The sequence below is a fragment of the Mycobacterium sp. ITM-2016-00316 genome, from assembly GCF_002968335.2.
Lineage (GTDB): Bacteria > Actinomycetota > Actinomycetes > Mycobacteriales > Mycobacteriaceae > Mycobacterium.
Map to the genome: position 1 here is coordinate 3571020 of NZ_CP134398.1, position 26811 is coordinate 3597830.

The window sequence follows — 26811 nt, forward strand, 5'->3', positions numbered from 1 at the left end:
TCAGCGTGATTCCGACCACCGGAAGACGGTGAGGCAACCGATCAGTCCCCCGATACTCCATGCCGCCAGCACGAAGAAGATCCGCCAGTGCTCCCAGCTGCCTGCCGGTTCGATGGCCGCCATCTCGGGTGGCAGCAGCACCGATCGGAAACCCTGCGCCATCCATTTGACCGGGAACAGCGAGCCGATCACCAGCATCCACGTCGGGAGCACCATGATCGGGACGTAGGTCCCCGACACGAACTGCAGACCGACCGCCGGACCGTTGGTCATGGCGGCGGCCGATACCGCACTGCTGGCGACGTTACTGATCAGCACGCCGAGCAACGAACAGCTGATGACGCCCAGCAGGAACACCCAGGTCAGGGTGAACCACCCGAAAACGTCGGTGGGCAGCCGAAGTCCGAACGCAAGCACACCCACCACCAGCAGCAGCACCGCCTCGGCCAGACTGACCACGAACACCAACATGATCTTGCCGATGAAGTAGGACGTTGCCGTCGTCGGCGTTCCGTGCAGGCGGCGCAGGGCCCCGGTCTCCCGATCGGCGGCAATACTGATGCCCAGGTTCACGAACGACGTCGAAAGGATGCCGTAGGCGAGCATGCTTGCGGCGATCACCGCGCCGGTACTGACGTTGCCGTAGGGCAACTCCGCCGAGAATATGGACCCCAGCAGCAGACAGATCACAGCCGGCATCGAGAAGGTCAACACCACCTGCTCGGGTCTGCGGTAGAACATCTTCAGTTCCGGGACCACCCGGGACCACCCGATGCGCAGCACCGACGGGAGCGGCGCGCGGGTGTGCTGCCCGGCGGTGCTCACGAATGCCCGATCAGCTGTAGATAGGCGTCTTCGAGGGTCGGGCGTGTCACCGTCAGGCGATCCAGTTCGGCGCCACCGCTGCTGAGGCGGCGGATCAATTCGGTGGGTGTCGCCGTCCGTTCCACCCGCTCCCGGCCGCCGTCCATCCACCGGACAGTCGCAGCGGTGTCGACATGTTCGATCAGCCGGGCCGGTGAGTCGACCGCGACCACCGACCCGCCGGCGACGACGGCGACCCGGTCTGCCAACGCGGCCGCCTCTTCGAGGTAGTGCGTCGTCATCAAGATCGTCGTGCCGTCTGCCGCCAGCAGTCTGATGAGTTCCCAGAACTGTTGCCGGGCTTCGGGGTCGAATCCGGTGGTCGGTTCGTCCAGGAACAGCAATTCGGGCCGGCCCACGATGCCGAGGGCGACATCGAGGCGGCGGCGCTGACCGCCCGACAGGGTCCCGACCCTCGCCTCGACGACCGGTGCGAGACCGACGAGATCGAGCACCTCTGCCGGTTCCCTGGCCGCACCGTAGCAACGACCGAACATCTGCACGGTTTCGCCCACGGTGAGCATCCCGGCATCACTGACCTCTTGGAGGACGATCCCGATCCGTGCGCGCCACTGTCTGCCCGCCGTTCCCGGGTCTGCTCCGAGCACGCTCACCTGTCCCGCGTCGCGCCTGCGGTTTCCCTCCAGGATCTCGACGGTCGTCGACTTGCCTGCGCCGTTCGGCCCGAGAATCGCAAAGATCTCCCCGTAGTCGACATCGAGGTCGAGATCGTCGACCGCCCGCAGCGCTCCGTACGACTTGGACAGACCCCGCACCTGGACAGCCCGGGCGGGGGCCGCACCGCTCACGACTGGAGTCTTCCGGCATCCGGTTGTGCGCCGTCGGCCTCGATCTCCGCCAACAGCGCTCGCAGTTCTGATTCGGACAGATCGTCCAGCAGGACGTCGACATCGTCGAGGTCCGCACCGGTCTGGTCGTCGGCCGACGCCTCGTCCGAGACGGGCGCATCACCGTGAATCGCCTGCAACTCGGTGAGGATCCGCTCGGACAGCGAGTTCACACTGACGCCACGCAGTATCTCCAGCACGGGGACATCGATCGAGAAGCTCGCGTTGATGCGGACCCGGAACTCCATGGCCATCATCGAATCCAGACCGATATCGTCGAGCATGGCGCCGGTGTCGATATCGGTGACGCCGCAGTCGAATACGTCGGCCACGACCTCCAGGACACGCTCGGAGATGAGGGCCGCGCGTCCGGTCGCCGGGGTCGCGGCGAGCACGTCGAGGATCGACGATCCCGAGGCGTCCTGCGCCGCGCCCGTGTCGACGGATTCGAGTTCGCCGAACATCGCGGGCAGGGGCCCGCCCATTCCTGCCTGGCGGGCCCGGGTCCAATCAACGGTGATCGCCACGACACTGGGCACTGTCTGCTTGATGAGCCTGTCGAGGATTCGAGCGCCGACGGCGGGCGTGATGAGCTCGATCCCCCGCTGCGCGTACACCTTCTCCAGCTTGAGTTCTTCGACCATTCCGACCGACCATGGTCCCCAGCCGATCGTGATGGCCGGACGTCCTTGCCCCCGAAGTTGGTACGCGAAGGCATCGAGAAAGGCGTTGGCGGCGGCGTAATTTCCCTGCCCCGGAGCCGCGATGGTCGAACCCGCGGACCCGAACATGACGAAGAAGTCGAGATTTTGCCCCTCGAAGGCATGGTGCAGCACCTTGGCGCCGGTGATCTTGGGTGCGGTTACCTTCGCGTAGTCCTCTTCGCGCATGTTGATCAGCAATTGGTCGCTCACCGCACCGGCGGCATGCACGATTCCACGCACCGGCCGCCCGCCCCGCGAACGATGGTCGGCCAGCCACGAGGTGACGTCATCGGCGACCGTGACATCGACGCTGGCCGTTTCGACTTGAGCTCCGAGCCGCTCGATCATCCGGAGTGCGGTGACGGTCTCGAAGTGCGGATCGCCATCGGCCAGCGCGGCCCAGTGTGATCTCGGCGGGACCGGAGTCCGCCCGAGCAGGGTGATATGGCGCGCACCGCGTTCGGCGAGGTAGGTGGCAACGACCCTGCCCAGCGCACCTGCCCCGCCGGTGACGACGTAGGTCGCATCGGCGGAAAGCTTGGTGGGGAACGGGTAGGTCAGTTCCTTGCACAGCCGGAGGCGGGGGACGAACGTCTTGGCGCCCCTGATCGCGATCTGATCTTCGCTGCCGTCACCGAGCACGTGGTCGGAGATTCGCTTCGCGATCTCCACCTGGTTGTCGGCGCTGTCCACATCGATGAGGCCGCCCCAGTACCCGGAGAACTCCTGGTGCCCTATGACGCGGCCCAGACCCCATATCGAGGCCTGTTCTGCGCCGGTCAGCGTGGTGCCGGGTGCCGCCTGCGAGTTGGCGGTCACCAGAAAGAGTCTCGGGTTCCCGGCCTTCACCTCGGCCAGCGCCTTCACCAGTCGCAGAACGGTGAAAGGGCCGATGTCGTCGGAGTCGCCGGCGTCCGCTGACATGTCCAACGGCCAGCAATCGATGATTCCGGCAAGTCCACGATCATCGCTGGCGAGTCCGTCGATCAGCGCGTTCCAGTCGACGCCGTCAGCCGGGTACTGCACGGTGTCGACGTGGTGACCGCGTGACCGCATGTCGTCGGCGAGCGCCTTTCCGATACCGGAATCGTCGGCCAGCACCAGCCAGCACAGGGCTTCAGAGCCGGATTCTGCGACGGTTTCCGTTGCGGTGTCGGTCATCTCGGACCAGTGCAACTCGTACAGTCCCTTGTCGATGTGCTCGACCGACATCCGGGAGGACGAGCTCAGCGATTGCACGGTGAACCCGTCGAACACGGCGAGCACACCACCCCGGTCATCGGTGATCGAGATATCGCATTCGACCGCATCTCTGGTCGCCGAGACCACGCGCACCTGCACCCTCATGTCCGCGGCAGGCGGCCCATAGACGGCGCAGTGCCGTATGCGGGTGGGCAGGTATGGGTCCTCGTTCTCCTCCTGCCCGGAGAACGGTGCGCCGAAAAGAGTTTGGAAGGCCCCGTCGATGAGTGCCGGGTGGAAGCGGTATTGCGCGACCTCAGCGGCGACCCGGGCGGGTATCGTCAGCTCGGCGACCGCCCAGTCGTGACCGGCTGTCACACCGGATACCGCCCGGAACGCATCGCCGTAGTCGAACCCGAGGTCACTCGTGCGGCGGTAGAACTGCTCACAGTCCATCTCTGCGCGCGGGCCCACCTCCTGCACACCGCCCAGATCGGTCGGCGCCGCAAGCGTGCCGAGTTCGGCGGTCGCGGTGATCGCCCACTTGAGATCACCGTCCGAAGTGACCGTGAAGGACGCGAATTCCAGTGTGCCGTCGTCCTTGTTCAGGGTGGTCCTGATGACGGGATCGCAGGTGTCATCCAGGATGACGGCACGGTGCAGCACCAGATTGTCGATGCTGTGGTCGGATCCGTAGGTTTCCCTGGCTGCGGCCAGCGCCATCTCGACGTACACCGCTCCGGGAACCACCACGCTGCCCTGCACCCGGTGATCGGCGAGGAACTCAAGGGTGGCGGTGCTGATCTCGGCTTCCCAGGTCGGATGTACCCCGCGGATGGGCTGACCGAGCAACGGATGCACCGGCCGGTAGAACAACGTCTCTTCGATTTCGTAATTGTCGTACCAGAAGCGTTTGGTCTGCCATGGATAGCTCGGAATTTTCAGCAACCGAGCGTCGCCGCGAGGATGCACGCAGTCCCAGGCGATATCGTGGCCGGCGTTGTGCAGCACGCCGACACAGTTCAGCAGCGTGCGAACATCGTCGTCCTCGCGCCGCTGCGTAGCTGTGACCGAGACCCGCTGCGTTCCCGCAATTTCCATGATGGAAGCAGCCAGCACCGGGTGGGGTCCGAGCTCGATGAAATGGGTGTAACCATCGTCGAGCATCCGGCGAAGCGCCGGTTCGAAGAGAACGGTGGCCCGGGTGTTCTGCCACCAGTAGGCCGCGCCGGCGTCATAACGGGTCAACAGTTCACCGGTGACCGTCGAATAGAGCGGCAGATTCGCGGACTTCGACGACAGAGACGAGAGGGCGCCGTAGAGCTCGTCCTTGATCGCGTCCATGTAGTGGGTGTGGTACGGCACCTTCACCGCGAGGTACCGGTTGAAGATCTGCGACTCATCCAGTTGGCGGGCAATGTCTTCCAGGACATCACCGTCCCCTGCGATAGTGACCGCCGCCGGACTGTTGATGGCGGCGATCGACACCCGGCGGCCGAATTCGTCGATCATCTTTTCGTCGAGAGTCTGCATGAGGGTTTCGGCGTCCAGGCCGACGGCCAGCATCCGGCCCTGACCGCTGGTGCGCTGTTGCAGACGGCTGCGGTGATGGATCACCTCGATGGCCTGCTCGAAAGAGAGCAACCCGGCGAGGTGGTGAGCCGCGACTTCGCCTGCGCTGTGGCCGATCACGGCGTCGGGTGTGACCCCGAAGTGGGCGAGCTGTTCGGCCAGCGCCACCTGGATCGCAAAATTGGCAGGCTGCGCGAATTCGGTGTCCCCCATCCGGGAAGCGGATTCGTCACGTCGCAGTTCCTCGATCAGCGACCAGTCCACGTACTTCGACAGTTCTCGCGAGCTGCGCAGGATGCTTGCGGTGAAGACCGGGAACACGTCCAACAATCCCCGGCACATCTGCCACCACTGCGGACCCATGCCGGTGCAGACGAAAGCCACTTTGGGCGCGGTGGATGCCGTTCGGCCGGTGGTGATGTCACCGCCGTTGCCGACGGCACGCAATTGCTCACGCGCGTCGGCGATGTCTTCGGCGATCAGTGTGTGCCGATGGCTGAGATGCGCCCGCCGCCGGGCGAGTGTGTGACCGAGGTCGGGCAGCGTGATGTCGGGATGGCGGTCCAGGTGGTCGGCCAACCGAGCGGCCGACGCAATCAACGCCTGCTCGCTGCGCCCGGAGATCGGCAGCACGGTCAGCGGCAGCGCCTCGGTGTGTGCTGCGGTGTCCCGCCGCGCGACCGGGGGTTCGGCAAGGACAACGTGGGCATTGGTGCCCCCGAATCCGAACGAGTTGACCCCGACCACCCGACGGTCGGTCTCGGGAAAGGGCCTTCCCGCGGAGGGGATCTCGAGTTTGAGTTCATCGACCGAGACGTGCGTGGTCGGGTTCTGCAGATGCAGGTTGGCCGGCACATATCCGTGTTTGACGACCAGCGCCGCCTTGATCAGCCCGGCCACTCCGGCCCCGGCTTCGAGGTGACCGATGTTCGTCTTGACAGAACCGATCAGCAGGGGCTGCGTGGCCGACCGCTCTGACGTGAGTGCGTGCGCCAGCGCCCGCATCTCGATGGGGTCGCCGACCGGCGTACCCGTCCCATGCGCTTCCACATACCCGACCTGGGTGGGTGCGACGCCGGCGCGCCGCAGCGCCGTTCGGATCGCCGCTTCCTGCGCTTCTTCGCGCGGCACGGTGATGCCGTCGGTGTGCCCGTCCTGCGAGACGGCGGTCCCGAGAATCTGCGCGTAGACGTCGTCGCCGTCGGTCAGCGCCTGCGCGAGCGATTTGATGATGACGACTGCGCCGCCCTCACCCCGTGCGTACCCGTCCGCTGAATCGGAGAAGGCCTTGCTCCGCCCCTCGGGGCTGAGGAATCCGCTCCGCGATTCGGCGATGGCGGTGTTGGGACCGCCCATGATGTTGACACCGCCGGCGAGCGCCACTGCACATTCGCCGTTCCAGATGCTCTGCGCCGCAAGGTGCACGGCGACCAGCGAGCTGAGCACGCCGTATCGATCGTCATGCTCGGGCCGCGGAAGTCGAACGCGTGGGAGATGCGGTTCGCCAGCATTGTCATCATCATCCCGGTGGCCGAATGGGCCTTGAACCGGTAACGGCTGCTGCGACCCTGGTTCTGTAGGAGTTGATAGTCCAGCGTGAAACCGCCGATGAACACGCCGACGTCGGTACCTGCCAGCCGATCGGCGGGTATCCCCCCGTCTTCGAACGCCTCCCAGGTGGCCTCCAGCAGCAGGCGCTGCTGCGGGTCCAAGGAATGGGCCTCGCGCGGCGAGATGCCGAAGAACTGGGGATCGAACTGGTCGATCTCGGACAGGAACCCGCCCCGGCGTGTGACGACCTTGCCCATCTTCGCCGGGTTCGGGTCGTGGTATCGCCCCGCATCCCAGCGTGACGCAGGGACGTCACCGGTGGCATCGACCTCATCGCACAGCAGCCGCCAGAAGGCCTGCGCCGAATCGGCACCGCCGGGGAATCTACATCCGATCCCGACTATCGCCAGCGGTTCACGGTCTATGGGCAGTGGTTCGGTCACTGGCATCGGCACTTTCTCGTCGCGCTACACACTTCGCGAGGTATTCGTAGCCGCAGCGACAATGGATGGGATCCCGGACTGATGAATTTCGTGCTGATGCGGTCGGGTTCAGTTCGGCTGCAGGACCGGCGATCCGGTGACGATCCAGTCGGCGCTGATGGGAGCGATCTCCTGATCCCGGCGGTAGATCGCCCGCACTTCGCGTAGCAACGGATCGCGTTGCCAGGCCTGCACCTGGCGCATGACCTCATCGTCCTCGAACACCACGGCTTTTGCCGCCAGCACCGTCTCGACAAGCTGACCCGCAATCTGGTGCAGCAACCGAGCATTGGTGTCGAACTGAGCACCGAAGTCCGGGCTGGGTTCCACCATCGCGGCGTGCAGCGACACCATGAAGTTCAGGGGCGCGTACAGGTCCAGGAAGGGCACCGTGGCCTTCTCGGCCTCGGGTCCACGGCCCTCCAACGCGGCCCATTCACGGAAGAAGCGCTGAACCCGATTGCTCAGCGCGATGAGGCCTTCCAGTTGGGGCACGAACTCCGGGTCATCCGCGATGCGCACGAACCGATCATTCATGTAGAGCAGGCCGATGAATCCCCAGTAGAAGGCGATGTCCCAGACGACCTTCGCCGACATCACCGCAGGCGTCCCCATCAGCACGTACTGGTCCTGATACACCGCGAGCCACATCTCGGTGAGTGACCGGAACAGTGTGTCGCTGACCTGGGCACGGGCCAGCACGTCCTCGCCGCCCAGGTCGCGGACGATCATGTCGGTGATCAGGCCGTTGCCGATCGCGACCAGATCCAGACCGGATGAGTACAGCGGGTCGAGGAAGACGCCGGCGTCTCCGGTGAGGCACCAGCGATCGGCACCGTCGAAGATCTTGGTGGCGCCGTGGCTGTACTTCTTCATGACCCGGAAGTCCCTGATCTGGTCCTCATGTTGGTCCAGCACCGCTGCGCACTGCGGTTCGTGTGCACGCAACCACGCCCTGGCCTTGGCCAGCGTGTTGAACCCGTCGAACGGATGCAGCGCAGGGTCGGCGACGATACCGACGCTGGTGGCCCCGGAGCCCAGTCGGATCAGCCAGACCCAGTAGCCCTCCCCCATCAGATGGTTCGTCGACATGGCCCGGTTGCCCTCGACAAGACGGCTGTGGAAGTCGGGGTCGTCGCTCCAGCCGTTGATGTCGATCTCGGTGGCCACCCGCAGCCATGCCGCATTGCAGTGATGGTGGTTGGGCTGTTTGAGGTCCAGTTGCCGGGGCAGCGTCCGGCTCCGGCCGGAGGCGTCGACCACCCACCGGGCCGTGGTGTCCGTGCGTTCTTCATCGGTCTGCACGGACACCGTGTGCGAGCTGCTGTCACGACCGAGGGCGACGCCGGCGACGCGACCACGCCGGAAGCCGATACCCGCTGCCAGACAACGGGTGTGCAGCTCGTTCTCCAACCGCCCCCGATCGATCTGATAGGTGACCAGCGGGACGAACGTCGAGCCTCCCAGCTCCATCCGGGCAGCGATATCGCTGTTGCGTTCGTGCGAGAAGAACATTCGCAGGCCCATCTTGCGAATGTGCGCCGTCTGCAGGTGCTCACCGAGGCCCAGCCGATCACGCAGGTAGTGCGCGGACACCTCCACCGTCGATTCGCCGACGGTATGGGTGATTTCCGACACCGGATGGGTGTGCGGCTCGACGATCAGGATGCGCGTCTGCGGACGCGCGTTCCGGATCTCCAGCGCAAGCGCCATGGCTGCGATGCCGCCGCCGGCGATCGCCACATCGTGGTCGGTCGATGGAACATCGGCCGCGGGCAGCTGGCTTCTGATCTTGCGCGCGAGGGCCGCCCGGGCCTGCGCATCGAGTCGCGAGAGTTGGGGCCGCATGAATTCAACATACCCACAATGAGTGGAGTTCAGCCGTGAAACGGTAGGGGGCAGAACAGCAACCCGCGCTACACACTCGCCGCAACACGCTGGTGACGGCCGTACACCGCTTCGAAGATCGGTGACGTCATGAGGGTGGTCACCACCGCCACGATCACCAGGATCGTGAAGAGGGTGGGGGTGATGATCCCGGCTTCGAGCCCGATGTTGAGGAGTATCAACTCGATGAGTCCGCGCGCGTTCATCAGCGCACCCAGCGCCACCGACTCGCGCATGGGCACCTTGCTCAGCCGCGCCGCCACCGCGCACGCCACGCCCTTACCCACGACGGCGACGACGATGAGACCGAGGGTGACCGCCCACAGCGCCGGGGTGTTCACGAGCCCGATCTGCGTGTTCAGACCCGAGTAGACGAAGAACAGGGGCAGCAGCAGCTTGGTGGTGAGCGGCTCCAGTTTGTCGGTGAGATTGGTGGCGAAGAACCCAGACGGCATCGCCACGCCGAGCAGGAAGGCCCCGAAGATCGCGTAGATGCCGATGATGTCGGTGAACCATGCGCAGGCCATCAACAGGATCAGCACGGTACTGAGCATCGACGGCGAGACACCCTGGTTGTCTTCGGCCATCCTGCCCAGGGGCCGCAGGCCGCGTCGACCGATGGTCAGCAGCACCAGGGTGTAGAGCAGACCGCCACCGATTGCGATGACCGCCAGCATCGGGCTGTTGCGGTGGATGGCCAGCACGGCGGCCAGGATGCACCACGAGACGGCATCTGCCGTCGCGCCGCACGCCAGCGCCAGCGTGCCCAAAGACGTTCCGGTCAGCTTTTTTTCGAAGATGATCCGGGCGAGCATCGGGAACGCGGTGATGGCGATCGAGGCCCCGAGGAACATCATGGCCATCCCCAGCGTGACGCCGTCCCCGAAAAAACCACCGGCGCTCAGCAGCGGTATCGCGGCCAGTGCACCGATGGCCAACGGCGCAACCGTGCCGGTGATGGACACCGCGGCCGCGGTACCGGCCCGCTGCCGGACGTGCTCGACGTCGAAGTTCAGCCCGATGATGAACATATAGAGCACCAACCCGACCTGCGCGGCGGTGTACAGCACCAGGTTCGGCGTCCCGGTCGGGAACAGGTCGCCTTGTAGATCAGGGGCGATTCGTCCCAGCAGAGACGGTCCCAGCACGACACCAGCGATCATCTCGCCGACGACCTGCGGTTGCCCCACTCGTTGAGCAACCAGTCCGGCCAACTTGCATGCGGCGAGAATGACGGTGAGCTGGAGGAAGAAATGGATCGCGATTTCCGCGGGCATGCGTCAGGGTAACCAGTCGATCGGGATCGCCTGCGCGACGGGACTGCTCAACGCGGAACGTTCGCCTTCAGGGTGGCCAGTGCCGCCGTTGTCAGGTCCGCGAATTCGATGGCCTCGACAGGATCCAGCGCGGCGCCGACCAGTTCGGCCATCCGGCGATTGGTGGCCTGCTCGACCTCGGCGTAGCGGTCCTTCTTGTCCGCGCCGTCGGCGAACGGTTCGGGCCAGCCGAACATCGCCGCGTAGCGCGGGCCCTTGTTGAGCATGTGCGCCTCGATGGGAGCGACACCCGAAAGACTGAGCGCATTGAAGTGCAGTCCGGCCCGCAGCTCCCGCAATACGAACATCACCTGCAAGGCGCGGGCGGGCGCGTCGTCGGCCAGCGGCATGGCCCGCCAGCCCGCGAACAAGGGCGAGGCGGCGATCGGCGCTATCGCGATGAGCTTCTCCCCCAGCGCTGCGATACGGTCCAGCCCCTCCGCGCCGACCAGATAGGTGCGACCGAACTCGGCGGCCTGTTGCCAATACACCTGGGACGCACCGGCAGCGCCGCGCACGGCGACACCTTCATCCCACATGGCCGACAGGCCGTTGGGCTCGAAGACCGCGAAGACCGCGCTGACGGTCGCGCCGGTGACCTCGCCCAGCACGCCACCCCGCCCGGCCACGTATCCGGCCAGCGGATTCTGGTAGCCGGCGGCGACACTCTCGCCGTAGGTCTGGGGATGCAGCATGAAGACCGCCACCGCTTGTTCGATGGCGGCTCCCGCGGTGGCGGTGGCTTCGGTGAGATCCGGATTGGTCATGGACGAACCCTAGCGCCCACCCGCAACGCCGCGGTCGCGTCAACAGGATGGGCATGAAAGTGCCCGGCTGTCAGTGACTTTCGAGCGACAGTCCAGTCCCAGAATTTTCTTTGGACCCATTGATCACACCGGTCACTTTTTCGGGTTTCTTGTCGGTGGTCGCACGTATGTTCGAGTCATGAACAGCGATGTGGCCGGCGGCCGGGACACGGTGCAACACGCGCTGTCCGACCGCGCCGCATCCGTCAAAGCGCTGCTGGACGCCGACTTCACCATGTTCGACACCGCCGAACTGCTGGGCCTGCTCTCTGAGCGTGAGCAGCAGGCCCGCGCCGACACCGCCGTCGATCACCGCATCCTGGCCGCCCTGATGGACCGGGCCACCCCGCACGAGATCGGCGGCAAAACCTGGACCGATGTGCTGACCACCCGCGACCGCCTCAGCGCCACCGAAGCCGCCCGGCGCATCACCGCCGCCCGCGACCTCGGGCCCCGGCACACCATGACCGGCGAAGTCCTGGAACCGGTACTGGCGGCGTGCGCGGCCGCGCTGGCCGCCGGGGCCATCACCAGCGGGCACATCGCCATCATCCGCACCACGCTGAACAAGGCCTCGGCCCGCCTGGATGCCACCGCGCGCGGGCAGCTGGAATCCACACTGGTCGATATCGCCACCACCAATACCCCCGAAACGGTGCAGAAGGCCGCCGATCACGCGCTGGCTCTGATCAACCCCGACGGTGATGGCCCCGACCCGGCACGCCACCGGCGCGGGCTGAGCATCGGTCCCCAGGACGTCGACGGTATGGCCAAGGTGTCGGGCTGGGTGGACGCCGAATTCGCCGCCTACCTACGCACCATCCTGGACGTCTGGGCACGACCCGGGATCAACAACCCCGATGACGAGCAACCCCAGCAGAATCCGGTGCCCAACCCACTGGACGACGACGCTGCGGACGACGCGGTTGTCGACGACGAGGGTGTGGACGACAAGGGTGTGGACGACGAGGGTGTGGAGCCCCAGCCGCCGGCCCGGGGCCAGGCCGAGCCCGAGGACAAGGCCGGCGCCGATAGTGACGGTGAACCCGAACCCGAACCCGAGATGTCCGACGTATCCGAACCCGAACCCGAGGTGTGCGACACCGCCGGCCCACCGGTGAAGTGGGACCCCGACGAGTTTCTGCGCGACCCTCGCACTCAGTCCCAACGCAACCACGACGCCATCAAAGCGGTCCTGCGCGACACCCTGATGTCCAAGCGCCTCGGGCAACACAACGGCCTACCCGTCACCCTGGTCGTCTCCACCACCCTGGGCGAACTCGAAGCCGGCGCCGGGATCGCGGTCACCGGATCGGGCACCCTCATGCCGATGCGGGATCTGATCCGGCTGGCCGAACACGCCCACCACTACCTGATCGTCTACCGCCACCACACCGCCGAACCGCTCTACATGGGCCGCTCCAAACGGTTGGCCACCAAAGCCCAACGCCTACTGCTCTACAACCGCGACCGCGGCTGCACCCGACCCGGCTGCACCCAAGCGGCATGTCGCTGCCAGGCCCACCACGCCAACCCCAGCTGGAACAACGGCGGACTCACCGACGCACCCGACCTCGGCCTGGGCTGCGGACCCGACAACCAGCTCGCCGAACTGGGCTGGACCAACACCATCGACCCCGTCACCGGCCGCGTGCACTGGCACCCACCACCACTGATGGACACCGGCGCCGACACCCTCAACCACCACTTCCACCCCGAAGAACTCTTCCCACCACCCGATACCGACGGACGGAACGATGACGGATGAGGTCAGAATTCGGAAGGCTTAACCGCCAGAACGGGTTTCGGGCATTCCAAGATCAGCTTCTGTGCGACACTGCCGAGCAGCAACTTGCCCACCGGACTGCGGTGCCGGATACCGACGACGAGCAGCTCGGCCTCCGGGCGGTCCATGGCCGTCAACAGCTCCTCGACGGCGTCGACGCCGACCGGTTGGGCGAGCTCGAACGGAACCCCGCAGTCGGCCAACCGGGCTTCCACATCGTGCACCTGGGCCGCATCGGCGAAACGCGAGTCGACATAGGACTCCCCCGATGTCGAGTTGATCACCAGCAGGCCGGTGTTGCGCAGCTTCGCCTCGGCGATCCCGTGTTCGAGAGCCGCTTGCCCGAACTGGTCGGCGGTGTATCCGATGACGATCGTCATGATTGCGACGCCTTCGCTTTCTGATCCTTGTCGTCCTCGACGATCAACAGACTCTCCTCGCTGCGGTTGAACAGTCGCAGCACCAAGGGTGCGAGCAACAGCAGTGCCATCAGCACATAGGTGACGATCGCGACCGGCTCGGTGAACAGGTTGCCCCAGTCACCGCCGCCGAGCTGCAGGCTCTGCCGCAGTTGCCGTTCGATACGCGGCCCGAGAATCACCCCGATGATCAACGGCAGCACCGGCAGCCCGAACCGTCGCATCATCAGGCCCATCAATCCGAAGATCAACAGCAGCAACAGATCCAGCGGCTGCAGGTTGACCGCGAACGCACCGAGCGCGGCGAAGAACAGAATGCCCGCGTACAGATACGGCCGCGGAGTGCGCAGCAGTTTGGCCCACAGCGGCGCCAGCGGCAGATTCAGCGCCAGCAGCAGGAAGTTGCCGATGAACAGGCTCGCGATGAGCGTCCAGATGAGCAGCGGTTCCTTGTCGAACAGCGTCGGACCGGGCTGGATACCGTAGGACACAAACGCGGTCAGCATCACCGCCGCAGTCGCATTGGTCGGCAGACCCAGCGACAGCATCGGCACCAGAGTGCCTGCGGCCGAGGCATTGTTGGCCGCCTCCGGCCCGGCGACACCCTCGATGGCGCCCTTGCCGAACTGCTCGGGATGCTTGCTCAGCTTCTTCTCGGTGATATAGCTCAGGAAGGTCGGCAGCTCCGCGCCGCCGGCGGGCAGCGCACCGAACGGGAACCCGTACGCGGTGCCACGCAGCCATGGCTTCCAGGACCGCTTCCAGTCCTCCTTGCCCATCCACGGCCGGCCCACCGGTATGACATCGGCCGGACGGCGCCGCAGATGCGCGGCAACCCACAGCGCCTCACCGAGCGCGAACACCGCCACCGCGATGACGACGATATCGATGCCGTCGGCCAGCAAGGGCAGACCGAAGGTGGCCCGCGGTTGTCCGGTCAGTGAGTCGATGCCGACGATGCCGATCGCCAGGCCCAGCAGCAGCGAGATCACGCCGCGCATCTTCGAAGACCCCAGCACCGCGGTCACCGCGACGAGGGCGAACAGCATGATCGCCAGATAGGACGGCGCCCCGAGGGTGACCGCGAACCGGGAGATCGCCGGCGCGAATGCGGCCAGCAGCGCCGTACCGATGGCGCCCGCCACGAAGGACCCGATGGCCGCGGTAGCCAGCGCCTGCGCGGCGCGGCCGGCCTTGGCCATCTTGTTGCCCTCCAGCGCGGTGATCACCGAGGACGACTCACCCGGCGTGTTCAGCAGGATCGAGGTCGTCGACCCGCCGTACATGCCGCCGTAGAAGATGCCGGCGAACATGATGAACGCCGCGCTCGGGCTGACGTTGTAGGTGATCGGCAGCAGCAGCGCCACCGTCATCGCCGGGCCGATACCGGGCAGCACGCCGACCGCGGTGCCCAACAACACGCCGATCGCGGCATACAGCAGGTTCATCGGGGTCGCCGCCTCGGCGAACCCCTGCATGAGCCAGTCGAAGTTCTCCATTTACAGAATCCCATCCAGAATGCCTGCGGGCAGCGGGATTCCGAGCCCGGAGTAGAACGCGTAGAAACTGGCCAGCGCCAGCACCACACCGATCGCAATATTGCGCACGTAATGCCTGCTGCCCAGCACGGTGGCGCACCCGGCGAAGAACAGCGCGCTGGTGATCGTCCACCCGAGCGGATTCACCAGAACGATGAGCATGACGAACAGGCCGACCAGCAGCCCGACGGTGCGCCAGTCGCTGGGCATATCCGGGTCGATGTCCTCACCGGCATCGGCCTCACCCTTGAGACCACGCGGGATCGCGATGGCCAGGACGATGGACATCACCAGCAGCCCCGCGCCGATGACGATCGGAAAGAAGCGCGGCCCAACGGGATCCACCTCGGCGTATCCGCCCGGCATGGTCAGCGCGTCATAGAGCAGGAAGGCGCCGACGGCGACCATCACCGCACAGACGACATATTGCGCGTAATCGGGCCGGGACTTCTCGGCCATATCCAATTCGGTACTCACACCAGCCCCAGATCCGTCAGCGTCGTCTCGACCCGGCGATCCTGCTCGTCGAGGAACTCCTCGAATGCGGTGCCGGTCATGAAGGCATCAGTCCAACCGTTCTTCACCAGCGCCTCCTTCCATGCGTCGGTTGCGTGCAACTCCTCCAGGATCTTGACCATCGCCGCTCGGTCGTCCTCGGAGATTCCGGGCGGGGCCAGGACTCCGCGCCAGTTGGTGAAGGTCAAGTCGATGCCTGCCTCCTTGAGCGTCGGTGCATCGACACCTTCGACCCGCTCTTCTCCGGACACCGCGAGCACCCGCACCTGGCCGGCCTCGATCTGGTCGACGTATTCGCCCAGGCCTGACGTGCCGGCCGCGATCTTGTTGCCCAGCAGAGCAGTCAGCAGATCGCCGCCGCCGTCATAGGAGATGAAGTTGACCTTCGTCGGGTCCAGACCGACCGCCTTGGCGGTCTCCATCGGGAACAGGTGGTCCGGGCCGCCGGGATTGGATCCCCCGCCGACGGTGACCTTGGCCGGATCGGCCTTCCACGCGTCGACGAAATCCTGCACCGTCTGGAACGGTGAGTCGGCGGGCACCAGGATGCCTTCCTGCTCCTCGACGACCTTGGCCAGCGCGGTGGCATCCGAAGCGCGCGCGGTCGATCCGTTGGTGAAGACCGCGCCGACCACACCGAGGCCCATCATCATCATGAGGTCGCCGTTGCCACGCTCGTTCATCAGGCGCGCCATCGCGACGGTGCCACCGGCGCCGATCACGTTGAACACCTCGACACGGCCGGTGATCTCGTCGTCCTCCATGATCTTGACCGCGGTGCGCGCCGTGAGGTCGTAACCTCCACCGGGGCTGTTGGGCACCATCATGCGCAGGCGGTGCAGCCCGGTCTCCTCGCCGCGGGTGACCCCGCACGCGGAAAGTAGCAGCGCGGCGATCACGGCGATGACCACGCCTGTGGTCACCCGACCCCGTTCGAACATGTCGTCCCCAATCACTTGTTTGTGATGCTCAGCAATACTGGACCCCGGTAGTGACTCAGGTCACTGATATGGACGCAAAGGAAGTAGTGGTCATTAAGAACACGAGCTGGGGCCGCAGCCTCGCCGGGCAGTTCCTGGTGTTTCAGCTGGTCGTCGTCGCGGTGGTGCTCGTCGCCGTGGCGGCGGTATCGGTGGCGCAGTCGACCCGCGAGTTCCGCGAGGTCCGCGGGCTGCGGATGATCGCCGTCGCCGAGAACATGGCCTCGACGCCGATCGTGCGGGACCGGTACTCCGATCCGTTCGCCGAGAAGTTCCTGGCCGCCGAGGTCGACCGGGCGGTGGCCCTGTCCGGGGCCAGCCTGGCCGAGATCCTCGGACCCGACGGCGCCGTGCGGGCGTCCTCGGATCCCACCCGCGTCGGGGTGCGGACCGACCTGGGTCCGAGCCGGGCCGACGAGGGCCGGGCCTGGTTCGGTGACGCCGACGTGGCGGGGGTGCACAGCATCATCGGGCAGGTCCCGATCCTGTCCAGTGACGGTGAGGTGCTCGCGGTCGCCTCGGTCAGCGAGGGCTATCCCTCGGTATGGCAGCTGTTCAGCGGCGCCGGCGAACGGCTGCTGGTCTATCTGGGTCTGGGTGCCGTGCTCGGGCTGGCGGCCTCCTGGCTGCTGTCCCGCCGCATCAAACGGCACACCCGCGGGTTGGAGGTCACCGAGATCGCCGGCCTGGCCGATCATCGGGAGGCCTTGCTGCACAGCATCCGTGAGGGGGTGGTGGCGGTGAACCCGGACGGGGTGATCACGGTGCTCAACGACAGCGCGCAGGAACTGCTGGAGATCGGCGCCGACAGCGTCGGCCGCCGCGCCGACGCCGTCGGCCTCGAGCAGGCGGTGGTGGACTTCCTGCTCTCCGGCGAAGGCGAGAACGATGTCGTCATCGCCACCCGCAGCCGGGTACTGGCGCTGAACCGGCGCGCGGCCAGCAGCCAGGGCCGGCGTATCGGTACCGTGACCACGATGCGCGACAGCACCGAACTGGCGGCCCTGCAGGCGCAGTTGTCCTCGCACCGCAGTGTCACCGACACCCTGCGGGCCCAGACCCACGAGTTCGCCAATCAGTTGCATACCATCTCGGGCCTGGTTCAGCTGGGCGAGTTCGACGCGGTGCACGATCTGGTGGGCACCCTGACCCGGCGCCGCGCCGAGATCAACGATGCTGTCACCCAACGGGTTTCCGACCCCGCGGTGGCGGCCCTGCTGATCGCCAAGACATCGCTGGCCGCCGAGAGCGGGGTGACGCTGAGCCTGCACACCGACAGTCACCTGCGCGCGCTGCCGCCGGCGCTGGCCACCGATGCGATCACCGTGCTGGGCAATCTGATCGACAATGCCGTCGACGTCTCGGTGGGCTCCGCGCACGCCCAGGTGACCGTGCGCGTCGATGACACCGACGGTCTGCTGATGGCGGTCACGGATTCCGGTCCGGGTGTGCCACCTGAACGCCGGGAACTGGTGTTCGCCCGCGGTGTCACCTCGAAGTCCGAGGGTGCGGGTGGGCCCGCCGAGAAAAGAGGTATCGGGCTAGCCCTGGTGCGGCTGGTGACAGCCCAGCACGGCGGGCACGCCCGGATCGACGACGCCCCCGGCGGCGGTGCGTCGTTCGTGGTTCGGCTACCGGAGTCGGCGCTGGCGGCCGGGCGAGGGCAGCGACAGGGAAGCAGCGAGTCGGCTCGTGCGTGATGTGCTGATCGTCGACGACGATTTCATGGTGGCCGAGATCCACCGCCGTTTCGTGGAGCGCATCGAGGGTTTCCAGCCGGTCGCGGTGGCCCGCAGTGGCGCGGAGGCGCTCGCGGCGGCAGCGGCCCACCGCCCGCACCTGATCCTGCTGGATGTGTACCTGCCCGATATGACGGGCCTGGAGGTCCTGCACAGGTTGCGCGCCGACGGCGATCACGTCGGCGTCATCATGATCACCGCGGCCCGTGAGCTGGACACCGTCCGCGGCGCTCTGGACGGCGGTGCGGCCGACTATCTGATCAAACCCTTCGAGTTCGACCAGTTGCAGACCAAGCTGGCCGCATTCGCCGCCCGGGCCGACGCGCTGGCCTCCGACGGCGGAGCGGACCAGTCGATGATCGACGCACTTTTCGGCGGCCCCGCGACGGCTGCCACGCCCGACGTCCTGCCGAAGGGTCTCGGCGCCGAGACCGGTCGCCTGGTGCTCGACGCGGTACGCGCGGCCGACGAGGTCTCGGCCGCCGAATGCGCCGATCTGGTGGGGATCTCCCGGGTCAGCGCCCGCCGCTACCTGGAGCACTATCTGGCCGCCGGCGCGCTGGAACTGCGTCTGCAGTACGGCGTGGGCCGGCCCGAGCGCCGCTACCGCACCGCGGGTTGACGCACCCATGAGTATCCGGCGCGCGGCTGCGGTGCTGCTCACCCTTGTTGTGCTGACCGGGTGCTCGACCGGCCCGGGCGGCCCTCACCGCCGCACCGATCCCAGCCAGGCCGATGCGGTGGCACGGATCGTCGACGAGGCAATGACACGTGGGCACCTCAAGGCCGTGCTCATCAGGGTCACCGAGGACGGGCAGGAGGTGCTGACCCGCGCCTTCGGTGAATCCATGACGGGTGTGCCCGCCACTGCCGCCATGCACTTCCGCAACGGTGCGGTGGCGATCTCCTATGTGGCCACCGTGCTGTTGAAGCTGGTCGAGCGGGGCACGGTCGGACTCGATGACAAACTCTCGACGTGGCTGCCCGACATCCCGCACGCCGATCAGGTGACCCTGGGTCAACTCGCCCGCATGACCTCCGGGTACGCCGACTATGTGATCGGCAATGAGGAGTTCCAGAAAGCGTTCTACAACAATCCTTTCCGGCAGTGGACGCCCGAGGAGCTACTACGGTTCGCGACCGCCAAGCCGCTCTACTATCCGCCCGGCACCAACTGGAACTACGCCCACACCAATTACGTGCTGCTCGGGCTGGCGCTGGAGAAGGCCACCGGCCGCGATATGGCCGACCTGCTGGCCGACGAGGTGCTGGGCCCGCTGGGACTGACCAGCACCGCCAACTCGTTCACCGCCGAGATACCCGCGCCGATCTTGCACGCGTTCACCTCGGAACGCCGTGAAACGCTCGGCATCCCCAGCGGCACACGGTTCTACGAAGAGTCCACCTTCTGGAACCCGTCCTGGACGATCACCCGCGGCGCCGTGCAGACCACGAACATCTACGATATGGCGGCCGGCGCCGCCGCCATCGGTTCGGGCACGCTGCTGACCCGCGATTCGTATCAGACGATGACCGCGCCGGACCTGCGCGGTAAGACTTTCGCCCTACCGGGCTGCCCCACCTGCGCACCGCAGACCGAGGGCTACACCTACGGTGTCGGCATCGTCATCTCCGGTGGCTGGCTGCTGCAGAACCCGTTGTTCGCCGGCCAGTCCGGGGTCGCGGCGTACCTGCCGGCGAAGAAGATCGCCATCGCGATCGCGGTCACCTATCTGCCCGAGGCGTTCGATGACACCGGCGACTATCCGAACGCGGCCGAGGCGCTGTTCCGTGCGGTCGGGGCCGAACTGGCCCCCGACGACGCTCCCCCGACACCGCCGGGCGCGCCGAAGTAGATTTGTCCGGTGGCCCCGACAGTTCTTTTTCTCTACAACGACCCCATCGCCACCGAGGCGATGCTCGGCGAGGCGTTCACCGACGCCGGCTACGACGTGCACACCTTCGAGGTCGTGCCTTCGTCACGGACCGCCGACCCGGCCGTCGCCGTCGACTTTCCCGACCCCACCGCCTTTGACGTCATCGTGCCGCTGGGGGCACGCTGGCCGGTGTACGACGAAGCCCTCAGGGCCACCTGGGTGGGCGCGGAGACCGAACTGGTCCGCCAGGCCGCGGCCGCCGGCATCCCAACCCTCGGCGTCTGCTTCGGCGGGCAGCTCCTGGCGCAGGCCTTCGGCGGCAGCGTCTTCCGCTCCGAGACCCCCGAGATCGGCTGGTATGAACTGGAATCCGATCGCCACGAGCTGATCCCGGGCGGCCCGTGGTTCGAATGGCATTTCGACCGCTGGACGCTGCCGCCGGGCGCCACCGAGATCGGGCGGACACCCGGCACCTCGCAGGCCTTCACGCTCGGCCGGTCGGTGGCGCTGCAGTTCCATCCCGAACTGGATCCGGCACTGCTCGAACTCTGGCTCGACGATGACCGCGAAGCCGGCGAGGCCGCGCTGGGCGGCTGCACCCACGATGAACTGCGCTCGCGCACAGCCGAATTATATGACGATGCGGCCCAGCGGATCAGGCGCCTGGTACAGGGCTTCCTGGCGTACACGGCGCGTCAGCCGTGCCCCAGTTCGTGAGAGAGCGCCGCGTCGATGACGGGGCGACGGAAGGTATGGCCCAACCCGGTCAGCTTCGCCGGCACCACCCGCTGATCGGCCTCGGCGAGTTCCCGGGCGCCCTGGGCGCCCAGCAGTAGCTTCGGACCGAAAGACGGCACCGGCAGCAGCGTCGGCCGATGCAGCACCCTGCCCAGTGCGGCGGTGTAGTCGTTGTTGCGCACCGGTTCTGGCGCCACCGCGTTCACCGGGCCCGCCAACCGGTCGTCGTACAACGCGCGGTGATACACGTCGAGCAGATCGTCGATGCCGATCCAGGACAGCCATTGGGTGCCGCTGCCCAGTCGACCGCCGAGACCGGCGGCGAACAGTGGGCGCAGCAGTCGCAGGGTGCCGCCGCGGGCGGACTGCACCACACCGGTGCGGACGTTGACCACGCGCATGCCGGCGGCCGCGGCGGGTTCGGTCGCGGCCTCCCAGTCGGCCACCACATCGGCGAGGAACCCGCCGCCCATCGTGGCGTCCTCGGTGAGCAGCGAGTCCCCGCGTTCGTAGCCGTAATAGCCGACGGCCGAGGCGCTGACGAAGACCTTGGGGCCGTCGACGACACGTGCGGCGACTTCCGCGAGCTTGCGGGTGGGCCCGATCCGGCTGTCCCGGATCGCGGCCCGGTGCGCATCGGTGAACCGTCCCGCAATCGAGGCCCCGGCCAGGTGCACGACGGCATCCACGCCCGCCAGCAGGTCCGGTGCGGGGTTGTGGGGATCCCACTGGCGCTCATCGGATCCCGTCGGGGTGCCGCGCACCAGCCGGATGACACGATGGCCACCGGTGCTCAGGAACGCGGTCAGGGCATCGCCGACCAGACCGCCGGCGCCGGTCACGGCGATCACCATCGGCGCCAGGCCGGCAGCGCGGTGCGCGTCGAGATCCTCGGCCAGCTGGGTGTGCCGGTAGACGAACATCGGCCGCAACGCCGCCGCCGGGACGACCGCGTCGATGCGGTCATACACCCGCGTGCCGGTGCCCGCCTCGGCGTACTCGTGGGTGTGCCGCCAGGTGCCGATCACCCGCGCCGGCCAGGATGCCGGACCGTCGGCGGCCAGGGTGTCGACGAATCGGTGCGGTGGGTCGAACTCCGCAGGCTCGTGCTGGGCCACCCAGCGCAGCCCGCCGGGCAGCCCGAGCACCGCCTGGCCGTCGGCCAGCGAGTCGGTCTCGGCGATCACCGTCATCGGCTGCCAGGGGGGCACCAGCCGTCGCATGGCCCCTGACCTGGTGTGCCAGGCGAAGACCTCGTCGATCGGATGGTCGACGATGCTGTCGTACTCGATACCCATTGGTGTCCGCCCTTTGTTGGTCCCGCCCGGCCCGGGGGTACCCCGGATCGTATGGGAGAAACGACCGCCGGCTTTGCGAACCGCCGGGAAGCCGGACGGGTGCTGGCGTCCGGGTTGGCGCACCATCGTGGCGCGGCGGGCACGGTGGTGCTGGGGCTGGCGCGCGGCGGCGTCCCGGTCGGCTGGGAGGTCGCGGTCGCGCTGAGCCTCCCGTTCGATGCCTTCCTGGTCCGCAAGCTCGGCCTGCCACACTGGCCCGAGCTGGCGATGGGGGCGCTGTCCACCGGCGGCACCGTGGTGCGCAACGAGGATGTGATCCGCAGCCAGGCGGTCACCGAGGACCAGCTGTTCGAGGTCATCGAGCGCGAGCGGGTGGAGTTGCGCCGCCGCGAGGCGGCCTACGGCGTCGAGGGGGCGCCGGATCTGGCCGGCCGCACCGTGATGCTGGTCGACGACGGTATCGCCACCGGCGCGAGCATGCTCGCCGCGATCCGGGCCGTTCGTGCGGGGGGTGCTGCGCGCGTGGTGGTGGCGGTCCCGGTGGCTTCTCGCACCGCACTGCGGCTGGTCGGCGACGAGGCCGACGAGGTGGTGTGCCTGGACGAACCGCCGGACTTTCGGGCGGTCGGGCAGGCCTACGACGATTTCACCCAGACCAGCGACGACGAGGTGCGTGCGCTGCTGGCCCGGCGTCGCTAGCTCTTCGGGGTTTCCTCGGGGTCGGGCGAGATCTCGACGGAACCGCCGGACTCATCGTCGGCGGTGTCCGTGTCGGTGTCGGTCACGCCGGCGACCTCCGGATCGGAATCGGTCGGATCGGACTCTGTCGGCTGGGACTCGGTCATTTCCGGCTCCTCGGGGTAATCCTGGACGCCCTGCTCGTCCTCGTCCGCATCGGCGGCATCCGCGTCGGGGTCACCATCGCGCCGGGAACGCAGCGCATCGGCGATGAGCAACAGCACGCCGATGACGCTGGCACCGATGCACACCCAGGCGATCAGCTCGTTGCTGGTGACGACGGCGGCCACCAGGGCGACCAGACCGATGACAGCGAGAACGAGCGCAATGATCAGCATGCGACGAACTTAGCCGGTGCTGGGCCGGTCAGTTGTTACCCCGGTTGAACTGGTTGAAGCCGCCGCCCTCGTTACCGGCAGCGGAATCGACCGGTGCCGCGGAACCGCGCTGGCCCAGCTCCTCGAGCTGAGATTCCAGGTAGGTCTTGAGGCGGGTGCGGTACTCGCGTTCGAAGGTGCGCAGCTGCTCGAGGCGGCCCTCCAGCACGGTGCGCTGCTGGTTGATGGTGCCCATGATCTCGGAGTGCTTGCGCTCGGCATCGGCCTGCAGGGCATCGGCCTTCTCCTGCGCCTGACGCAGCTGCGTCTCGGAGCGGGTCTGGGCATCAGACAGCAGGGCGTCGGCCTTGGCGCGGGCGTCGGCGACGGTCGTCTCGGCGGTGCTGCGCGCCTCACTGACCATGGCGTCGGCCTGGGCGCGGGCATCGGCGAGCAGCTTGTCCGACTCGGCCTTGGCCGTACCGGTCAGGCGGTCCGCGGTGTCCTGGGCCAGGCTGAGCACCTTGGCCGCCCGCAGATGCGAATCCTCGGAGACCGGGGCCTGCTGCGCCACGGGTGCCACCGGCGCGGGAGCCTCGTACACCGGCTGGACCGGCTCGGGCTCGGGCTCCGGCTGCGGGGCCTGATAGGGCGGGATCGTCTGGGTCGCCTGGATGCCTCCACCGGAACGTGCACCGGCCAGCTCCGAGTCGAGCTCGGACACCCGCTGACGCAGGTCGGCGTTCTCCTCGATGAGCCTGGTCAGCTCGTTCTCGACCAGGTCGAGGAAGGCGTCTACCTCGTCCTCGTTGTAGCCGCGCTTGCCGATCGGCGGCTTACTGAATGCGACGTTGTGAACGTCGGCTGGAGTGAGCGGCATTGTCTGCCCCCTTGAAGTCTGGACCGTCAACCGGTGTCAAAGTGTAGAGCGTCAGTAGAAGTAACTGGCGTCCATCCTGTCACAGCAGACTCTACGGTTGCACCGGAGGCTCATAATTAAGAGCGAATTTCAATGTTCGGAGTGCCCCACGCCGACGATCTCGATCAGATCGTGGCGCTGGCTGCGGCACCGAATGCCAGCTGCATGCCGATGAACGCGACCAGCAACAACACCATGATCGACAGATCGAATCGCACCGCGCCGATGGTGAGCTGCGGGATGATCCGGCGCAGCAGTTTCACCGGCGGATCGGTGACGCTGAGGATGAGTTCCAGCACCACCACCGTGGCACCGCTGGGCTGCCAGTCGCGACTGAACGACCGGATGAATTCGACAACGACCCGGGCGATCAGCAACAGCCAGAAGACGAACAGCACAAAACCCAGGATTTGAAAGACCATCGACAACTGAGCCGACCTCACTACTGCATACACAGACGGGCAGGTATAGGGACATTCGAGCAGGTGGGACAAGCATGCGATCCCAGGACGACAGCCTACCTGGCGGACTGGAACGGGCTGGGTGGCGCAATGGGTGTAGTCGGCCGGGACCCCTACTGGTAGGAGTAGAAACCGGCCTCGGCGATCCGGCGGCGCTCGTCGGCGCTGACATCGATATCGGCCGGTGAGAGCAGGAACACCTTGGTGGCGACCTTGTCGAAGGATCCGCGCAGCGCGAACGCCAGGCCGGCGGCGAAATCGACCAGTCGCTTGGCGTCCGCGTTGTCCATCGAGACCAGGTCCATGATCACCGGGGTGCCGTCACGGAACCGCTCACCGATGGTGCGGGCCTCGCTGTAATCCTTGGGGCGCAGCGTGGTGATCTTGGCCAGCGGGCTGCCGGCCTCGAACAGCTCGGCCATCCGTCGCGGTTCCATGGCGAGCGCGCCGCGGGTGGGAGCACCTGCGAAACGCGGCGCCGGGCGGTCGAACTCGCGGAGTGTGCGCAGCCGGCCCTCGAAGCGCGGGGCGTCACCGTAGCCGCCGCGGTACGCGCCGGGGACGTCGTCGTACTCGCGGGCCGGAATCCGGTCGTCGAACGCCCGGGACTCGCGGCCGTAACCCTCATCCTCGAAACGCTCTTCGGCGGCGCGCCGCGGGTACGCACGCGGCCCACGCTCGTCGTCGTAGTACTCATCGTCGTAATCGTCCATCGGCGCCATACCGAAGTAGGCCTTGACCTTGTGCAGAGTGCTCATCGCCTGCCCCTTTAACGACTTGTGTCTGTGTTGTCTGTGATGAAGATGTGACTGGAGTGACTACTCAGGGTGACGTTAGAGGACGTTGACCCATCAACGCGGTTCCGACACGCACACACGTGGATCCGTATCGCACCGCCGTCTCCAAATCCCCCGACATGCCCGCCGACAGCCCGAGCCGCTGAGTGAAGGAGCCCTGCACCCGGTCGCGCTCGGCCTGCAGCCGCGCGAACGCATCCTCGGAATCCCAGTCCAGCGGCGGGATGCCCATCAACCCGGCGAACTCCAGTGCGTCGATGGCATGTGTTGCGGCACATAGCTCGTCGATCAGGTCCGGCTTGTTCACATCCACCCCGCCGCGATCGGGGTCACCGTCCAGACTGATCTGCAGATAGACCCGCAGCGGTCGGGTGCGCCCGCCCGCTTCCAGCTCCTGCTCGGCGCCTCCCCCGAGGGCGGCGATCAGCCGGGCACTGTCCACCGAATGCGCGGCGTAGGCCCAACGGGCAATGGCGCGCGCCTTGTTCCGCTGGATGTGGCCGACCATGTGCCAGCGGATCTCGTCACCGGGAAACGCGGACCGGACGTCGGCCACCTTCCTGGCGGCTTCCTGCTCGCGGGACTCACCGAATTCGGTACAGCCCAATCGCCGCAGGATCACGACATCGGAGGCGGGAAAGAACTTCGTGATCGGCAACAGTTCGATGTCCCGCACCGGCCGGCCGGCGGCCTCGGCGGCACGTGCCAACCGGGTCCGTACCGCGGCCAGCGCTCCGGCCAGTTCGACATCGCGGTGAGTACTCATTCCATCCACACCAATGACGCCAGCCGTCCGGTCGGAGCATCACGCCGATGGCTGAACAGCGCGGCGTCCTCGACGGTGCAGCGGCGATCGACGTCGATGGCCGTGACACCCAGATCCGTCAGTTGTCGGGCAAGTCCGGCACGAATGTCCAGACCGGGGGTTCCCCTGGCGGTGCGGCAGCGACTGCCCGGCAGCGCCGCGTCCACCTCGGCGGCCATCTCGGCAGGCACCTCATAATGGCGACCGCTCACCGCGGGACCCAGCAGCACCGAGATGTCGGCGACGGACGCACCCAACTTCACCATTTCCTCCACGGTGCGGGGCACGATGCCGATCTGCGCACCCACCCGGCCCGCGTGCGCGGCGCCGATGACCCCGGCCCGCGCGTCGGCCAGCAGCACCGGGACACAGTCCGCGGTCACCACCGCCAACGCCAGACCGCGGGTGGTGCTCACCAACGCATCAGTCTGGTCGACGGCGGCACCCTGCGGACCCTCGACGACCGCGACATTGGCCGAGTGCACCTGGTTCATCCACACCACCGCGTCCTCGGCAAGGCCGAGCGCGGTCGCCAACCGTTTCCGGTTGGCGGCCACCGCGGCCGGATCATCGCCGACGTGGTCGCCGAGATTGAAGGTGTCGAACGGCCGTGCCGATACTCCGCCCGCGCGGGTGGTGGTCACGCGCCGAACCCGGACGGACATGACGGA

The 26811-nt window shown here is 67.0% G+C and carries 23 protein-coding genes and 1 pseudogene; 6 read left to right on the plus strand and 18 right to left on the minus strand.

Annotated elements, in window-relative coordinates; all coding sequences use genetic code 11:
- The 7 genes and pseudogenes from C6A86_RS17230 to C6A86_RS17260 form a co-directional block, all read right to left on the minus strand.
- A complete protein-coding gene (locus C6A86_RS17230; protein ID WP_105363704.1) occupies positions 1 to 825 on the minus strand; it encodes an ABC transporter permease in 825 nt (274 codons plus the stop codon).
- The gene (locus C6A86_RS17235; protein WP_105363703.1) at positions 822 to 1673 is read right to left on the minus strand and encodes an ABC transporter ATP-binding protein; all 852 of its coding nucleotides are present in this window, start codon (positions 1671 to 1673) and stop codon (positions 822 to 824) included. The genes C6A86_RS17230 and C6A86_RS17235 overlap by 4 nt, the downstream gene beginning before the upstream one ends.
- On the minus strand, positions 1670 to 5533 hold the full coding sequence (locus tag C6A86_RS17240) for an acyltransferase domain-containing protein (protein ID WP_396835346.1): 3864 nt from the start codon (positions 5531 to 5533) through the stop codon (positions 1670 to 1672). Before C6A86_RS17240 ends, C6A86_RS17235 begins: the two co-directional genes overlap by 4 nt.
- Before the next feature lie 129 nt (positions 5534 to 5662).
- A pseudogene (locus tag C6A86_RS29210) lies at positions 5663 to 7170 on the minus strand (type I polyketide synthase); the annotation flags it as partial.
- A 102-nt stretch (positions 7171 to 7272) separates the two neighbouring features.
- Positions 7273 to 9051, minus strand: a complete 1779-nt coding sequence (locus C6A86_RS17250) for an NAD(P)/FAD-dependent oxidoreductase (RefSeq protein WP_105363701.1) — start codon at positions 9049 to 9051, stop codon at positions 7273 to 7275.
- Positions 9052 to 9119: 68 nt separating this feature from the next.
- Positions 9120 to 10367, minus strand: a complete 1248-nt coding sequence (locus C6A86_RS17255; protein ID WP_311100805.1) for a cation:proton antiporter — start codon at positions 10365 to 10367, stop codon at positions 9120 to 9122.
- Between the two features lie 47 nt (positions 10368 to 10414).
- Positions 10415 to 11173, minus strand: a complete 759-nt coding sequence (locus C6A86_RS17260; RefSeq protein ID WP_105361457.1) for an SCO6745 family protein — start codon at positions 11171 to 11173, stop codon at positions 10415 to 10417.
- A gap of 178 nt (positions 11174 to 11351) precedes the next feature.
- On the opposite strand from C6A86_RS17260, the gene C6A86_RS17265 reads away from it, so the two are divergent.
- Positions 11352 to 12980 (plus strand): DUF222 domain-containing protein, encoded by a 1629-nt coding sequence (locus C6A86_RS17265; protein WP_311100806.1) that lies wholly within the window; start codon positions 11352 to 11354, stop codon positions 12978 to 12980.
- 2 nt (positions 12981 to 12982) lie between these two features.
- Here the strand turns inward: C6A86_RS17265 and C6A86_RS17270 are convergent, their stop codons facing one another.
- The 4 genes from C6A86_RS17270 to C6A86_RS17285 are packed head-to-tail and all read right to left on the minus strand — an operon-like array spanning position 12983 to position 16412.
- Complete coding sequence (locus C6A86_RS17270; protein ID WP_105365653.1) at positions 12983 to 13378, minus strand: universal stress protein; 396 nt, start codon at positions 13376 to 13378, stop codon at positions 12983 to 12985.
- The gene (locus tag C6A86_RS17275) at positions 13375 to 14916 is read right to left on the minus strand and encodes a tripartite tricarboxylate transporter permease (protein WP_105365652.1); all 1542 of its coding nucleotides are present in this window, start codon (positions 14914 to 14916) and stop codon (positions 13375 to 13377) included. Before C6A86_RS17275 ends, C6A86_RS17270 begins: the two co-directional genes overlap by 4 nt.
- Entirely contained in the window at positions 14917 to 15414 is a 498-nt protein-coding gene (locus C6A86_RS17280) for a tripartite tricarboxylate transporter TctB family protein (RefSeq protein ID WP_105365651.1), read from the minus strand.
- Positions 15415 to 15428: 14 nt separating this feature from the next.
- Complete coding sequence (locus tag C6A86_RS17285; protein ID WP_105365650.1) at positions 15429 to 16412, minus strand: tripartite tricarboxylate transporter substrate binding protein; 984 nt, start codon at positions 16410 to 16412, stop codon at positions 15429 to 15431.
- A gap of 68 nt (positions 16413 to 16480) precedes the next feature.
- On the opposite strand from C6A86_RS17285, the gene C6A86_RS17290 reads away from it, so the two are divergent.
- The 4 genes from C6A86_RS17290 to C6A86_RS17305 are packed head-to-tail and all read left to right on the plus strand — an operon-like array spanning position 16481 to position 20784.
- On the plus strand, positions 16481 to 18151 hold the full coding sequence (locus C6A86_RS17290) for an ATP-binding protein (protein ID WP_105365649.1): 1671 nt from the start codon (positions 16481 to 16483) through the stop codon (positions 18149 to 18151).
- Complete coding sequence (locus C6A86_RS17295; protein WP_105365648.1) at positions 18144 to 18812, plus strand: response regulator; 669 nt, start codon at positions 18144 to 18146, stop codon at positions 18810 to 18812. The genes C6A86_RS17290 and C6A86_RS17295 overlap by 8 nt, the downstream gene beginning before the upstream one ends.
- 7 nt (positions 18813 to 18819) lie before the next feature.
- Positions 18820 to 20046 carry a serine hydrolase domain-containing protein gene (locus C6A86_RS17300; RefSeq protein ID WP_105365647.1) on the plus strand — a complete coding sequence of 409 codons (1227 nt, stop codon included), beginning with the start codon at positions 18820 to 18822 and terminating at the stop codon, positions 20044 to 20046.
- 9 nt (positions 20047 to 20055) lie between these two features.
- Positions 20056 to 20784 carry a type 1 glutamine amidotransferase gene (locus tag C6A86_RS17305; RefSeq protein ID WP_105365646.1) on the plus strand — a complete coding sequence of 243 codons (729 nt, stop codon included), beginning with the start codon at positions 20056 to 20058 and terminating at the stop codon, positions 20782 to 20784.
- Here C6A86_RS17305 and C6A86_RS17310 read toward each other — a convergent pair.
- On the minus strand, positions 20763 to 22103 hold the full coding sequence (locus C6A86_RS17310) for a TIGR01777 family oxidoreductase (RefSeq protein WP_105365662.1): 1341 nt from the start codon (positions 22101 to 22103) through the stop codon (positions 20763 to 20765). The two genes, C6A86_RS17305 and C6A86_RS17310, sit on opposite strands and share 22 nt — an antisense overlap.
- A 51-nt stretch (positions 22104 to 22154) precedes the next feature.
- Between C6A86_RS17310 and C6A86_RS17315 the strand changes: the two genes are divergently transcribed.
- The gene (locus tag C6A86_RS17315; RefSeq protein WP_199196383.1) at positions 22155 to 22802 is read left to right on the plus strand and encodes a phosphoribosyltransferase; all 648 of its coding nucleotides are present in this window, start codon (positions 22155 to 22157) and stop codon (positions 22800 to 22802) included.
- Here the strand turns inward: C6A86_RS17315 and C6A86_RS17320 are convergent.
- From C6A86_RS17320 to pgeF, 6 genes are all read right to left on the minus strand, one after another.
- The gene (locus tag C6A86_RS17320) at positions 22799 to 23179 is read right to left on the minus strand and encodes a hypothetical protein (protein WP_105365645.1); all 381 of its coding nucleotides are present in this window, start codon (positions 23177 to 23179) and stop codon (positions 22799 to 22801) included. The genes C6A86_RS17315 and C6A86_RS17320 overlap by 4 nt on opposite strands.
- A gap of 28 nt (positions 23180 to 23207) precedes the next feature.
- Positions 23208 to 24038 carry a DivIVA domain-containing protein gene (locus C6A86_RS17325; protein ID WP_105365644.1) on the minus strand — a complete coding sequence of 277 codons (831 nt, stop codon included), beginning with the start codon at positions 24036 to 24038 and terminating at the stop codon, positions 23208 to 23210.
- 164 nt (positions 24039 to 24202) lie between these two features.
- The gene (locus tag C6A86_RS17330; RefSeq protein ID WP_105365643.1) at positions 24203 to 24505 is read right to left on the minus strand and encodes a YggT family protein; all 303 of its coding nucleotides are present in this window, start codon (positions 24503 to 24505) and stop codon (positions 24203 to 24205) included.
- Positions 24506 to 24651: 146 nt separating this feature from the next.
- On the minus strand, positions 24652 to 25296 hold the full coding sequence (locus C6A86_RS17335; RefSeq protein ID WP_105365642.1) for a cell division protein SepF: 645 nt from the start codon (positions 25294 to 25296) through the stop codon (positions 24652 to 24654).
- Positions 25297 to 25360: 64 nt separating this feature from the next.
- The gene (locus C6A86_RS17340) at positions 25361 to 26101 is read right to left on the minus strand and encodes a YggS family pyridoxal phosphate-dependent enzyme (RefSeq protein WP_105365641.1); all 741 of its coding nucleotides are present in this window, start codon (positions 26099 to 26101) and stop codon (positions 25361 to 25363) included.
- Positions 26098 to 26805, minus strand: a complete 708-nt coding sequence (gene pgeF / locus C6A86_RS17345) for a peptidoglycan editing factor PgeF (protein ID WP_105365640.1) — start codon at positions 26803 to 26805, stop codon at positions 26098 to 26100. Before pgeF ends, C6A86_RS17340 begins: the two co-directional genes overlap by 4 nt.
- Positions 26806 to 26811: the final 6 nt, after the last annotated feature.